This window comes from Wansuia hejianensis (assembly GCF_014337215.1).
In the GTDB taxonomy this organism is placed as follows: Bacteria; Bacillota; Clostridia; order Lachnospirales; family Lachnospiraceae; genus Scatomonas; species Scatomonas hejianensis.
Genome location: NZ_CP060635.1, coordinates 1,700,577 through 1,713,931, shown reverse-complemented (window position 1 = coordinate 1,713,931; position 13,355 = coordinate 1,700,577). Strand labels below are relative to the sequence as shown.

General features: G+C 44.9%; 16 protein-coding genes and 1 pseudogene. 16 read left to right on the top strand and 1 reads right to left on the bottom strand.

Features of this window, described 5'->3' with window-relative positions; all coding sequences use genetic code 11:
* Positions 1-5: 5 nt before the first annotated feature.
* The 12 genes from H9Q79_RS07890 (at position 6) to H9Q79_RS07835 (ending at position 9,857) form a co-directional block, all read left to right on the top strand.
* Positions 6-362: an ArsR/SmtB family transcription factor gene (locus H9Q79_RS07890; protein WP_118647758.1), complete on the top strand. Its 357-nt coding sequence runs from the start codon at positions 6-8 to the stop codon at positions 360-362.
* Positions 355-1,401 carry an ACR3 family arsenite efflux transporter gene (gene arsB, locus H9Q79_RS07885; RefSeq protein ID WP_118647756.1) on the top strand — a complete coding sequence of 349 codons (1,047 nt, stop codon included), beginning with the start codon at positions 355-357 and terminating at the stop codon, positions 1,399-1,401. The genes H9Q79_RS07890 and arsB overlap by 8 nt, the downstream gene beginning before the upstream one ends.
* A 27-nt stretch (positions 1,402-1,428) precedes the next feature.
* On the top strand, positions 1,429-1,791 hold the full coding sequence (arsD, locus tag H9Q79_RS07880) for an arsenite efflux transporter metallochaperone ArsD (RefSeq protein ID WP_118647754.1): 363 nt from the start codon (positions 1,429-1,431) through the stop codon (positions 1,789-1,791).
* Complete coding sequence (gene arsA / locus H9Q79_RS07875; RefSeq protein WP_118647752.1) at positions 1,791-3,527, top strand: arsenical pump-driving ATPase; 1,737 nt, start codon at positions 1,791-1,793, stop codon at positions 3,525-3,527. Before arsD ends, arsA begins: the two co-directional genes overlap by 1 nt.
* Positions 3,528-3,538: 11 nt before the next feature.
* The gene (locus H9Q79_RS07870; RefSeq protein ID WP_249329584.1) at positions 3,539-3,916 is read left to right on the top strand and encodes an arsenate reductase ArsC; all 378 of its coding nucleotides are present in this window, start codon (positions 3,539-3,541) and stop codon (positions 3,914-3,916) included.
* A 54-nt stretch (positions 3,917-3,970) separates the two neighbouring features.
* Complete coding sequence (locus H9Q79_RS07865; RefSeq protein WP_118647776.1) at positions 3,971-4,093, top strand: cysteine-rich KTR domain-containing protein; 123 nt, start codon at positions 3,971-3,973, stop codon at positions 4,091-4,093.
* A gap of 534 nt (positions 4,094-4,627) precedes the next feature.
* Positions 4,628-5,056 carry an RNA polymerase sigma factor gene (locus H9Q79_RS07860; protein WP_118647748.1) on the top strand — a complete coding sequence of 143 codons (429 nt, stop codon included), beginning with the start codon at positions 4,628-4,630 and terminating at the stop codon, positions 5,054-5,056.
* Between the two features lie 580 nt (positions 5,057-5,636).
* Positions 5,637-6,014 (top strand): type II toxin-antitoxin system PemK/MazF family toxin, encoded by a 378-nt coding sequence (locus H9Q79_RS07855; protein ID WP_118647746.1) that lies wholly within the window; start codon positions 5,637-5,639, stop codon positions 6,012-6,014.
* A gap of 91 nt (positions 6,015-6,105) precedes the next feature.
* Complete coding sequence (locus H9Q79_RS07850; protein ID WP_249329583.1) at positions 6,106-6,258, top strand: hypothetical protein; 153 nt, start codon at positions 6,106-6,108, stop codon at positions 6,256-6,258.
* 51 nt (positions 6,259-6,309) lie between these two features.
* Positions 6,310-8,112 carry a recombinase family protein gene (locus H9Q79_RS07845; protein ID WP_249329582.1) on the top strand — a complete coding sequence of 601 codons (1,803 nt, stop codon included), beginning with the start codon at positions 6,310-6,312 and terminating at the stop codon, positions 8,110-8,112.
* Positions 8,113-8,180: 68 nt separating this feature from the next.
* Positions 8,181-8,492: a hypothetical protein gene (locus H9Q79_RS07840; protein ID WP_330596967.1), complete on the top strand. Its 312-nt coding sequence runs from the start codon at positions 8,181-8,183 to the stop codon at positions 8,490-8,492.
* Between the two features lie 255 nt (positions 8,493-8,747).
* On the top strand, positions 8,748-9,857 hold the full coding sequence (locus tag H9Q79_RS07835) for an HNH endonuclease domain-containing protein (RefSeq protein WP_249329580.1): 1,110 nt from the start codon (positions 8,748-8,750) through the stop codon (positions 9,855-9,857).
* Here the strand turns inward: H9Q79_RS07835 and H9Q79_RS18640 are convergent.
* Entirely contained in the window at positions 9,768-10,220 is a 453-nt protein-coding gene (locus H9Q79_RS18640) for a cation:proton antiporter domain-containing protein (protein WP_408646476.1), read from the bottom strand. The two genes, H9Q79_RS07835 and H9Q79_RS18640, sit on opposite strands and share 90 nt — an antisense overlap.
* Before the next feature lie 607 nt (positions 10,221-10,827).
* Here H9Q79_RS18640 and H9Q79_RS18475 point away from each other — a divergent pair.
* From H9Q79_RS18475 to H9Q79_RS07815, 4 genes and pseudogenes are all read left to right on the top strand, one after another.
* Positions 10,828-10,971 (top strand): annotated as a pseudogene (locus H9Q79_RS18475) (AmmeMemoRadiSam system protein A); the annotation flags it as partial.
* A gap of 146 nt (positions 10,972-11,117) precedes the next feature.
* Entirely contained in the window at positions 11,118-11,783 is a 666-nt protein-coding gene (locus H9Q79_RS07825; protein ID WP_330596966.1) for an AMMECR1 domain-containing protein, read from the top strand.
* 56 nt (positions 11,784-11,839) lie between these two features.
* Positions 11,840-12,157, top strand: a complete 318-nt coding sequence (locus tag H9Q79_RS07820) for a hypothetical protein (protein WP_249329578.1) — start codon at positions 11,840-11,842, stop codon at positions 12,155-12,157.
* A gap of 18 nt (positions 12,158-12,175) precedes the next feature.
* On the top strand, positions 12,176-13,285 hold the full coding sequence (locus H9Q79_RS07815) for a Gfo/Idh/MocA family protein (protein WP_118647732.1): 1,110 nt from the start codon (positions 12,176-12,178) through the stop codon (positions 13,283-13,285).
* Positions 13,286-13,355: the final 70 nt, after the last annotated feature.

The window sequence follows — 13,355 nt, the reverse complement described above, 5'->3', positions numbered from 1 at the left end:
ATGATATGACAGATATATTTAAAGCACTTGCAGAGGAAAGCAGGCTGCGAATTCTCTCCTTGCTGATAGAGAGGGAATTGTGCGTCTGTGAAATTGAGGCGACATTGAATCTGACGCAATCCAATGTATCACGGCATCTAACGATACTGAAAAAGTGCGGTATTGTAAGCAGCCAAAAAGATGCACAATGGACTTATTACAGCATTAGTTCTGAATTCAAGCAAGACCACAGCACATTATGGCAGTATTTGACCGAACACTTGCCGGAGCTTTCGACCTACTTAGCGGATCAAGAAGCCTGCAAGAAATGTAAGGAAAAAAAGCTGTGTTACCAAACCGAAAGGAGTAAAAACGATGAATAAAGATAAAAGCGGAATCAGTATCTTTCAAAAATATTTGACATTATGGGTTATCTTCTGCATGATAGTCGGCGTGCTGATCGGTCAGTTTTTGCCGCAGATACCCGATTTTCTGAATCAGTTTGAATATGCCAAAGTATCTATTCCGATGGCAATACTCATTTGGCTAATGATTTATCCGATGATGATGAAGGTAGACTTCAGAAGCATTAAGAATGTCGGAAAAAATCCAAAGGGATTGTTTGTGACTTGGGTTACAAACTGGCTAGTCAAACCGTTTACGATGTATGGTATTGCAAGCCTGTTCTTCTTCGTAATTTTCAAGGCGTTCATCACGCCCGACCTTGCTACGGAATATCTTGCCGGAGCAGTATTGCTCGGTGCCGCTCCGTGTACGGCGATGGTGTTTGTGTGGAGCAGCTTGACAAAGGGCGATCCTGCCTACACCGTGGTGCAAGTGGCAACGAATGATTTGATTATTCTCGTCGCCTTTGTGCCAATCGTAAAATTCCTGCTGGGTGTTTCCAATGTATCCGTTCCGTGGGATACGCTGATTTTATCGGTCGTTCTGTTCGTTGTCATTCCTTTGGCGGGCGGTATGCTAACAAGGTATTTTGTTTTGAAAAGGAAAGGCACAGATTATTTTGAAAACACCTTTGTTAAGAAGTTTGACGGTATTACCACCATCGGACTTCTGCTGACGCTGATTATGATTTTCTCATTCCAAGGCAATGTGATCTTGGAAAATCCGCTGCATATCGTTCTGATTGCCGTACCGCTGATTTTGCAGACATTCCTGATCTTTGCGATAGCTTATGTGGCTTGCAGACTTTTGAAACTGCCCTACAAAATTGCGGCTCCAGCCGGAATGATCGGTGCATCAAATTTCTTTGAACTGGCTGTAGCAGTAGCGATTGCTCTCTTTGGAACAACTTCACCAGCTGCTTTGGCAACAACTGTCGGTGTTTTAACCGAGGTTCCCGTAATGCTGTTCTTGGTCAAAATTGCGAACAAGACGCAGAAATGGTTTCCCGTTAAATAATAAAAAATTAAGAAAGAGGTAACTACTATGAAAAACATTGAAATCTTTGAACCCGCTATGTGTTGCTCAACCGGACTTTGCGGCGTAAGCGTCGATCCCGAATTGCTTCGTATCTCCACCGTTCTCAACACCTTGAAGCAAAAAGGCATTACCGTAAAACGGTTTAACCTTTCCAATGCTCCGATGGTTTTTATCAACAATAAGATTGTCAACGATTTCGTACAGTTATACGGTGCTGATAAGTTGCCCGTAACAATAGTAGATGGCGAACTTGCTATCTCCGGTCGCTATCCGACCAACGACGAATTTACACAGTGGCTTGAATTGCCGAAAGGTTCTTTGGGTGAACAAAAATCCGGCGGATGCTGCTGTGAAGGAGGCTGTTGTTGATGGAAAGATTTGATCTGAAAAAAATTGACCTGACACAGTATCTGTTCTTTACGGGTAAAGGCGGCGTGGGTAAAACCTCGACCGCCTGCGCTACGGCGGTATCCCTTGCGGATGCAGGAAAAAAGGTTCTGTTGGTTAGTACTGATCCGGCATCCAATTTGCAGGATGTTTTTTCGATGGAACTGAACAATAAAGGTGTTCCGATTCCGGATGTACCGAAACTTGTCGTGGCGAATTTAAATCCGATTGAAGCGGCGGCGGAGTATCGGGAAAGTGTAATTGCTCCCTACCGTGGTAAACTGCCGGATTCGGTTATCGTCAATATGGAGGAACAGTTGTCCGGTTCCTGTACCATAGAAATTGCTGCGTTTAATGAGTTTTCCAATTTCATCACAGATGATGAAGTGCAACTGAAATATGATTATATCATCTTTGACACAGCGCCGACAGGACACACACTCCGTATGTTGCAGTTGCCTTCCGCTTGGAGCAATTTTATCAGTGAGAGCACACACGGAGCGTCCTGCCTTGGACAGTTGTCAGGTCTTGAAAGCAGAAAAGCCGTCTACAAAGAGGCGGTGGAAACCCTTGCCGACGGTTCAAAGACTACACTGATTCTCGTAACAAGACCGGAAGCTGCTCCATTAAAGGAAGCATACAGAGCATCGGCTGAACTGAAAGAACTTGGCGTTTGTAATCAGGTTTTGGTTATTAACGGTGTGCTGACACAGTTTGATGATGAAGTATCTTCGGAACTTCATCACAAGCAGCAGATCGCACTTTCCGAAATGCCGGAAGAACTAAAATCAATGCAGCAGTATGAAATCCCCTTGCGTGCTTACAACATTACCGGAATAGACAATGTTCGGGCAATGCTGACCGAGGATCGCCATATTCTGCGTGATGAAAAGATCAACGCCGAACATCTTCATTCTCTGACGGATATTGTAGATGAACTCAACGCACAAAATAAAAAGGTTATCTTCACAATGGGAAAAGGGGGCGTAGGAAAGACTACTGTTGCGGCAGCGATTGCTTTGGGACTTTCTAAATGCGGAAAAAAGGTGCATTTAACGACCACCGACCCGGCTGCTCATCTTAAATTTGTACTGGAAGAACAAAATGGTATTACCATGAGTCATATTGATGAAGCGGCTGAACTGAAAAAATACCAAAATGAAGTGCTTGCGAAAGCACAGGAAAACAATATGTCAGATGAAGATATTGCCTATATTGAAGAAGATCTTCGTTCTCCCTGTACACAGGAAATCGCTGTGTTCCGGGCATTTGCTGAAATCGTAGAAAAAGCTGATGATGAAATAGTCGTTATAGACACGGCTCCCACCGGGCATACCCTGCTTCTGTTGGAATCTACGGAAAGCTATGATAAGGAAATTCAGCGCACAAAGGGCGAAACGCCAGAATCCGTTAAACGCCTGCTGCCCCGTCTGAAAGGCACAGAAACCGAAGTAATCATTGTCACACTTCCCGAAGCAACGCCCGTATATGAAGCCCTCCGTTTGGAATATGACCTGAAACGAGCGCAAATTGCGACAAAGTGGTGGGTTATCAATCAATCGCTCTATCAGACGGGAAGCACGAATCAAATGCTTTCTGTTAAGGCAAGTAATGAAGTGGAATGGATCAAAAAAGTAGATTCACACGCAAACGGAAAGGTTGCTCTGATTGCTTGGAGTGCGGAAGAAGTTAAAGGCGATATGCTTCTATCACTATAATGGAGGTCAACATGAAAAAAATTGCATTTATTTGTGTTCACAATTCCTGCCGCAGTCAGATTGCGGAGGCGCTGGGTAAACATTTTGCTGGAGATAAGTTTGACTTCTATTCCGCAGGCACGGAAACCAAACCGCAGATCAACCAAGACGCGGTACGGCTGATAAAACAGCTTTACGGTATTGATATGGAGCAAACACAGTACAGCAAGACAATCGACCAAATTCCCACGCCTGATGTTGCTATCTCTATGGGCTGCGATGTAGGCTGCCCTTATATCGGCCGAGCATTTGATGATAATTGGGGATTGCCTGATCCGACAGGACAGAGCGATGAGGCGTTCATAGAGGTTATTGAGCAAATCAAACGCAACATCCTTATGCTAAAATAAAAAAATAAGACTTGAGAGAAGAGATATCAAGATGGAAGATGCAGAAGGGATAAAATTCCGGTTTGTGGAAATAAAACTCGTGACAAAATCCGAAGGGACACAGTAATCAAAAAATTTCCTCTCTACTGCCCGAAATGTAAGCAAGAAACAGTTATTGATGTCCAAGATCAAAAATAACAGTCATCAAAGAGCCAGACGCATAGGCGCAGAGCCGATGAAACACTCTCACAGATCATCGGCTCTTTCTCTTTCAAAACAGCGTATGGCAAAATAAAGCTATACGCTGTTTTTCTAAATACTTTGGGCAAGCCCACCAAATAAAAAAAACGGTGCTTTGGTGGGCGGTTTCGCTATGCCCAGATGAATTGTTGATACCCTTCAAACCCGTTTTGAGTTTGGAGGGATTTTCTATGTGCTGGTCATATACGACAACCGTGCTGCTTATCCGAAGCAGCAGCTATCTACATAGCATCGATAATTCATTAAAAAAATCCTTGTGTGTGCGTGGCACTCTTATACCCTTGAAGTAGAAGCTAAATCTCTATACAACAGAATTAAATATGCTTATATCCGCTTAGGTGTGACAGCCTTTGCGGATTTTTTTGTGTTGCTTTTTGTCAGAATACAGGACAAGCCTGTTTTTGGCGTAGGCTGCCGTTCGCCACCTGCCAATCTGGATTTTCAAAAAATTCAGATTGGAGGTGCACGGCTATGGCTTACAACAAAGCCAAAGAAGAAAAGAAATGGCGGCTCTGGAAAGAAGCCGAAGAAAAGAAACTGCGTGAGTTGGGAGTCAGCGAGGATACCATAGAACGGCTCCGTATTCACGATTGGGCAATATTTAATTCCGACAGACGGTACTATGAGAAATTGCAGGAAGCAGGTACATATCTGGAAGAAGTTGCCGAGAGTGACCCACCATCCGAGGTAAAGACGGTTGATGATTTTCTGGACAGTATCGAAAATGAGCGTCTTTATCAGATTTTGATTGAGGTTGACAGTCTTACCCTACAAGCTGTGCTGTTAAAGATACAAGGTTTTAGTTACCGTGAAATCGCTTTGCGGCTTGGTGTGACGGTGAAGTCTGTTTACAGGCGAATGGACAGGCTCAAAGAAAAAATTAAAAAATTTTTGAGTTAGAGGGGAATTTCATGGTTTCCCATCGGCTACTGGGTGAGAGGAAAATCCTCTCACCCAGTTTTCCTTTGTGTGGCGAAAACGGGATTGTTCCTTGACAACCGAATACTCATTCGTCAAATACTTCCTCTTTGTGATTGTGATGAGCATAAGCGTGTGCAGCGGTACGCCATGACCTGCCGACAAGCAGAATAGCGATGAAAGGTGGTGAGCGGATTAATACCGACTCAAAATATCGGGCAGCTCCCGATTTCGCCATGACCCACAAAGAGAATAATGGTACTCCCGTCCAGTCATAGTCCGAGCGTGATTAAACCGTCGCAGGCAATGAGGGCGGCTCTGTCAGAACGACAGTTGGGGTGGAACTCCCGTGGCGTCAGTTAGCTGCTGACCGTTTGGCGACTTCCCATAGCATTTCGGGGTGTCGAGGACAAATTGAAATGCTCTTATCATAAAGCCAGATGCAGGGCGGTCTATGGAAACAGAGTTTGGTTTATGCTCTCCCGACCTTAAATACTTCCTTGTATCTGGCTGTTACATAGGCAGGTTACGCCTGCCTTTTCCAGATAGGAGGTCAAACACTATGGAAAGAATAATAAGGCGTGGAGATGTTTTCTACGCAGAACTTAATCCCGTTGTCGGTTCAGAGCAGGGAGGCACAAGACCTGTGCTTATTATCTCCAACAATACTGGGAACAAACACAGCCCGACAGTTATTATTGCAGCGATTACGAGCCGAGTACACACAAAAGCAAAATTACCAACACATACTTCAGTAACAGATTTTGAGGGGCTTGATAAGGACTCCGTTATCCTGCTTGAGCAGATACGGACGCTTGATAAGCAGCGGTTAAAACAGTATATGGGAATGATGCCCGATAACATAATGGCAAGAGTTGATAAGGCTCTTGCCATTAGTATTTCACTCAATAACAGACCTGAAAAGAAATGTGCAAAGTAGCAAAAACGGAGGAATTTGCACATTGGTCAGACAGCGGCTGTATCTCTATAATTTAGGGTACACAGCCGCTTTATTTTGCGGAGGTAGCCAGATGGAAAATGTTAAAACATCCCCAGATGCAGAACAGCCGCACGATAGCATGGTTGATGAAGCGAAAAATTTTGATGCATTTATCAAAGCTATGGTGCAGGTGGTTGAAAAATACGGAAGATTTGTTTTGCAGGAACTGGATAGCGTTGCGTAGGTTTACGCAACCTTACATATCACATTTTCCTAAATTATCGGAGGTGGTACAATGAACAGAGAAGGAAAGAAATGTGTCCTGTATCCGAGAGTAAGTACTGAAATGCAGGTGGATGGATATAGTCTTGAGGGGCAGAAAAATAGCTTAAAACGATTTGCTGACCGAGAAGAAATGGATATTGTCGGCATTTATGAAGATGCAGGTAAATCGGGAAAATCTATTGAGGGACGCCCCGCATTTAAGAAGATGCTTTCCGATATAAAGAACGGATTGGAGATAGATTATATTCTGGTTTATAAGCTTTCACGCTTTGGAAGAAACGCAGCAGATATTCTAAATTCGTTGGAGTTTGTTCAATCATACGGAATAAATCTTATTTGCATTGAGGAAGGTATTGATTCATCCCAGACAAGCGGAAAACTTTTAATTTCTGTATTATCTGCGGTCGCAGAAATTGAGAGAGAAAATATCATTGAGCAGACGATGAACGGACGCAGGGAAAAAGCTCGGCAGGGTGGCTGGAACGGCGGCTTTGCACCGTATGGATATTATCTAAAAGATAACCAGCTTTTAATAGAAGAAACTGAAGCTGACGCAATCCGAATTATATTTGATAAGTTTGCCAGTTCAGACATAGGGCTTGGCGGAGTAGCAAAATATCTTAATTTACAAGGGATAAAGAAGATACCCCGTCAGAATGGGAAGTTGGAAACATGGAGTAATCATTTAATACGGCAGATATTAGACAACCCTGTTTATTGTGGGAAAATTGCTTATGGCAGAAGGACACGGGAAAAGGTAAAAGGGACAAAAAATGAATACAAGCAAGTCCATACGGATGATTATATTTTAGAGGATGGGCAGCATGAGGGAATTGTCAGCGAGGAACTCTGGCAGAAAGTCCATGCGAAACGGGCATTGACGGGAATCAAGCAGCCGTCAAAAATTGGCAAGGACAGGTCACATCTTTTAACGGGAATATTAAAGTGTCCTCTTTGTGGAAGCTCAATGTATACGAATAAACACGCATGGACGAATAAAGATGGCACATACAAAGAAGTTTACTATTATATCTGCGGTAGAAACAAGCAAGAGAGAGGACATCATTGTGATTACAAGGCATCTCTTAGAAAAACAGACATTGAACCACTTGTAATTGAGGCTGTTAAGGAATTGGTAAGTGATAAATATTTTGCTAAAGAGATAGAAAAGCGTATTGGTGTACAGACTGATACTACTGCCATTGATAAGGAACTTGCTAATTATGAGAGTAAGCTGAAAGAAGTGGATTTGAACAAAGCTCGTCTGGAGAGAGAGATTGATAATCTGCCTATTGATGCTCGTTTCAGAGAAAGAAAAATCCATGATATGACATTAAGGCTTGATGGTTTGTATGATACGATTGTGGAGCTGGAAGAACGGATTGAAGATGTAAAGCTCAGAAGAAGTTCCATTGAAATGGAAGCAATCACTCTGGACAATATTTACAAGCTTATGCTGAATTTCGGAAAGCTCTATGATATAATAAGCGATGAAGAAAAGAAAAGCCTTATCACTTACCTCATAAAGGAAATTCAAATATATCCAAATGGAGAGTCAGAGAACCCTTTGAAGTCAATAGAGTTTAACTTCCCTATATATAAGGATGGTCAAGAAGTAAGGCGACTTTTGTGGGAGAAAGGTAATACCGTTGAATCCATTGTACTTTTGTCCCACAAATCACCAGATAGTACGATAAATGTGAAGGTGGAATTTGGAGAAGGAGTTACTATGTTTGAGAATGTTTATGATATTATTGCAGGAGGAGATATTGGTATTAAACACAGGACTTTGAAAATGAAATTATTTCATTGACGGATATAACTCGATATAAAAGTGATGACCCAACAGCGGTTATACAAAATTGGATGAGAAATCGAGATGTGATAGAATTATTGGGATTATGGGAAAAGCTTCATAATCCAGATTTTAAACCCCTCGAATTCGAGGGGCTTAAAAAGCAGGCAGGAGCAAACGCATTTACAATGTCACCAAAGAAGTGGATAGAAGCTACTTCCAAACTGAATTACAGGATACATACAGATGCAATTAAGGACAATTTGAATCCATCGGAATTAACACCCGCGCAGGTGGCGTATAAATTTCAAATGGTTATTCACGATGAAGGCAAATGGAAAAACAGAGTATTTTTATTCGGGAGAAAAGTTCCGGGAGATTGTGTTAAACAGATATAGCACATATTAAGTCTGCTGAATTTTACTGCCGGGAAGAGATTGCAACAACTTTTCAGATACTTCAAGCCGAAGGAGCAAGGTAAGTAAATCGAGGGATTATCTATAGTAACCTTCCGATAATACTTATAGCTGTCTTAGGGCAACAAAAGCCAGGCGGTGTGCTTTCACATATAATGAAGTCAGATTGTCAAGTATTATGCCGGCCAAAGCTGGACAATGGGCAAATAATATACAGTATAAAAAGGAGGAATCCCCATGCATCTCCCATACGCAGAAGATCTGGAAATCAGATACTTAAGCCGTTTGTTTGACAACACCAGTGAATGCTACAAATTTTTCTGGTTCCAGGCGATTGTGTCTAAAATCCTGGAAGGAAAAAGGAGAATCTCCTTCGAAGAGCTGATTGATGAAATGATAGCCGACGCATGGTACATGGTTACCGAGTACCATTTAAATCTGGGTCCTAAGGATAACCTGGAGGCTTTGGTCAATTACATACAGACGGTTACGCAGATGAGGCCTTCTGAGAAAAAATCCAATATCGTCAGCTTTCTGAAACGCAGCACTGACAAAGAACTGATCAATAGGAAACAGATTCTTAAGAGAAATGTCCCATACCGCCTCCAGGCTCCTTTTATGAAGACGATGAAGGGAACCGCCTGGAAGGTTTCAGAAAGGGATTTGATTGAAAGAATCAATCAGGAACCAAATCTGCTTTATTATTTTGACTGCTTCAACGGGCTGCAGACAACCATACGCATAGAGGATGACTGGTTTACCTATATCCATGAGAACCAGGCGATTATCAAGGGCTGGCTGCAGTATCACATGATCTGTTATCTTCAGAAACGCAATCCGAGCGTTCCAGGTATTGCAGATAAGCTATATCCTCCCCAGGAACGGAAACTGGAAAAGGTAAAAAAATACTGGAAGCTCTTACTGAGCATCCGTCCTGTTCAGGACATCTACGGCCAGGTGCAGTTAACGGGCAGAGATATTTCTATTGATCATTTTGTGCCATGGTCTTATGTGGCGCATGATGAACTCTGGAACCTGAGTCCCACAACCAGGAGTATTAACAGCAGCAAGAGCAATTACCTGCCTGACTGGGACACATATTTTCCAAAGCTGGCAGGTCAGGAATTCTTCTCCTATAAAATGATGTGGAAATACGATACGGTAAGGGATGCATTTGAAAAATGTGCCAGAGAGCATCTGAATAGTGATGACGTCCGGCAACGGATTTACAGGCAGGGCCTTTCCTGTGTAGAATTTTCAAAGGCGCTGGCGGAGGTCATTCAGCCAGTCTATCAGTCGGCGAAAAATTGTGGATTTAAGAACTGGATATACTCCTGTGAAATTTAGTAATAAGAGGGGGCTGCGTCTGGCGTGAGATTTAAACAGCGCCCAGGCACAGAGGCATCCGGCGGCGATTGCCAGAATGTTGTACAGGATGGGCAACCCGATTGCCTGGATAGAAAATGCGCCGTTGACGTTGGAAGAAACTATGGCAGACGCGAAGCTGAAGGCGAGGAGGCATACAGCGTCGTCCAATGCGACGATCTGGAGCAAAAGGCGCACGAATTCACCGCGCGCATGGTATTGCTTGATTGTCATAATTGTACTGGCCGGGGCCGTCGCAGTTGCCACTGCGCCCAGGAGAAGAGAGAAGTCCCAGGAAGTGCGGAATATACAGTATGTGAACAGAGTGACAAAAATACCTGCAATGAATGACTCTGCCAGCGTAATCAGGAAGATTTCTTTACCGGTCTTGCGCAGTTCTTACAGCTTAAAATATTTCCCAACGCCAAATGCAATACATGCCAATGCGATATCACTGACAAAATCCATGTGGATGAAGAATTGTGAGGTGATTAACCCCAGCACATCCGGTCCTATCAATATTCCGACCAGAATATAGCCAGTTACACGGGGAAGACGGAAAAAACTGGTTATTTTAGCAAAAAGTAGTCCGGCAAACAGGATAATGCATAAAGCCAGCAGAATTCCGGCAGTAGCTTCCTGCTCCAATGGCTGAATAAATTGCACAGCCATCATCTCTTTTTCATTATAAAACGCATTAATATTATCAGTTGTATAGTATACCACTTTTCTGGAATGGTGTACACGGCTGATGCGATCACGGGCTGTATATCTCTGACCGGTCATAAGGAATGCATAGATTTATAGAAAATATAATACGGGTATCTGTGCGCGCACGGGATTCTGTGCTATTGTATAAGTATCATAAGTATAGCCTGTTTTGCGGCCGCTGCGGTTCAGATATTTTGGCGGAGACTGTGAAAATTCTCTGCCGGTGAAAGGAGAGATTGCCATGTCAGTTACAGCCGGATTTATGGTACCACATCCCCCGTTGATTATCCCTGAAGTGGGAAGGGGCGAACAGAGAGAGATTGCGGAAACAATAGAAGCGTACCATCGTGTGGGAAAGGAGACCGCGAGAATAAAGCCGGATACCATTGTGGTGATCTCGCCCCATTCAATTCTCTGCCGGGATTATTTCCATATCCGTCCAGATAACAGGCTTACCGGGGATTTCAGCCGTTTTCAGGCCGGACAGGTGAGTGTTGGAGCGGATTGTGACGCAAAATTTGTGGAAGCCCTGTGCCGCACCGGGGAGGAAAAGGAAATGCCCTGGGGAACTTTGGGCGGAGGAGAAGAGGAGAATTTCCTGAGGATTTCTGCAGCAGGGCCGGGGAATGTGGGCACAGATCCTTTACGATACTGGCAGGGGCGCTGGACCGGAAGAAAGTGCGGGCGGAGAAGCTGTCGTATCAGGGGAATTTCGGAGTTGGTTATGGGATCTGTATGTACATGGTCACTGGCAAAGACTCTGACAGAAATTTCCTGGAGCAGTATAAAAAGGCGACCGAGGATCCCTATACTGCGCTGGCGAGGGCAGCACTGGAGCATTATGTGAAATCAGGCAAACGCCTGGAGATACCTGACGGCCTGCCGGAAGAGATGGTCCGGGAACAGGCAGGGGCTTTTGTTTCCCTGCATAAAGGAGGGCATCTGCGGGGGTGTATTGGAAGCATAGCTCCTTTTTGTGAGTGTATCGCCGGAGAAATCATTGATCATGCGGTGAGCGCCGGCACCAGAGATCCCAGGTTTCCGCCGGTGTCGCCGGAAGAGCTGTCAGAGCTGGAAGGAGTGGAATCGCCGGAACATCAAGTGGCGATCGCAAAAGAGAAAGCCGGCATCCGTCAGGAGGACCGGGATGTGATGCTGGAACGTTTTCAGGTGATCCGTCACGGGGAAAAAGCATGAGAGCCGCCCGCAGAGTCTGCCCTCGTCATTGTCTCCTGAAGGAAGGAGAGACGGGTTTGTGCAGAGCCAGAAAAAATGTGGGAGGCCAGATTGTATCGCTCATCTATATTTCTGGATATGCAGCAATGCATGAAAGCGTCAGACAGGAGAATGAACAGCGCTTTCCGGCAGGATGCGGGAAAATTACAGGCCTGGCGCTGGATCGTTGGTGTGAGAGTGAGAAAAGGGTGCCGGAGCTGGACCGCCGGTGTGAGAGTGAGAAAAGGGTGCCGGAGCTGGACCGCTGGTGTGAATGTAAGAAAAGGGTGCCGGAGCTGGACCGCTGGTATGAAAGTGAGAAAAGGGTACCGGCGCTGAAAAGCTGGTGTGTATGAGTACAGGGGGCAGGAAGTATGGTACGGATCGGGATTGCCGGGATCGGTTATATTGCGGAAGAATATATAAAATTAATTGTAAAACAGAGAATTACAGGCTGCAGCCTGTGCGCTGTGTCCAGCAGGAATTTGCAGCATATGGAAACGGTGCGGAAGAAATACGGGCTGGAACAGACCGCTTTATTTACAGATTATCAGGAGATGCTGGACAGTGGATGTATAGACGCTGTTTTGATCTGTACGCCTCATTTCTTCCATATAGCTATGGCTGAGGCAGCTCTGGCAGCCGGAGTTCACGTGTTGATTGAAAAGCCGGCAGGCGTATTCACTGAGGAAGGAGAGCGTATCGTACAGTCAGTGAAATCACATCCGGAACTAACGGCAGGAGTGCTGTATTGCAGGAGAACAAGCAAGGCTTACCGCAGGGTGCAGAGCATGGTCGCTTCCCGGGATCTGGGAAAGATTAAGCGTGCGAGCTGGCTGCTGACAAACTTATACCGTACCCCGGCATACTATAACGCCCAGGAGTGGAAAGGCACCTGGAAAGGAGAAGGCGGCGGCCTTCTTCTGACGCAGGCTTCCCATCAGCTGGATGTGCTTGTGTGGCTGCTGGGAATGCCGGAAGAGCTCCAGGCGTTCTGCAGCTATGGCGTGGAGCGGCAGATTGAAGTGGAGAATGAAGCGGTGATCCAGATGTGGTATCCGGGCGGCGCAACCGTTCAATTTATTGCATCAGCACGGGAATGTCCGGGCACAAACCGGTTGGAAATCAGCGGGAGCAGGGGGCAGATTATCCTGGAAAATGACCGACATATGATCTGGAGGCGGCTGGAACAGGACGAACGGGAATATGCGGAGAGTTCTCGGGAGGTATATGGAACGGTTCCGTATACGGAAAGGACCCTGGAATTTGACGGTGCGGAGAACACCGTCCAGCAGGCCGCCATTGTCAATAATTTCATCCGGGCTGTTCAGGGGAAGGAGCAAATTCTCTGTCCCGCAGAAGAGGCTCTTCAATCCCTTCAGATGATTAATGGGGCATACTTGTCTTCCTGGCGCGGAGAGAAGATCAGATTCCCAATTGACGCCACAGAGTACCGGAAGGAATGGGAAAGGCATTGCGGATAACAAGGAGATGAACATGACATACAGATGACATGTCTGTTGTGATATCATGAAAATATAATATTGTTTCTTT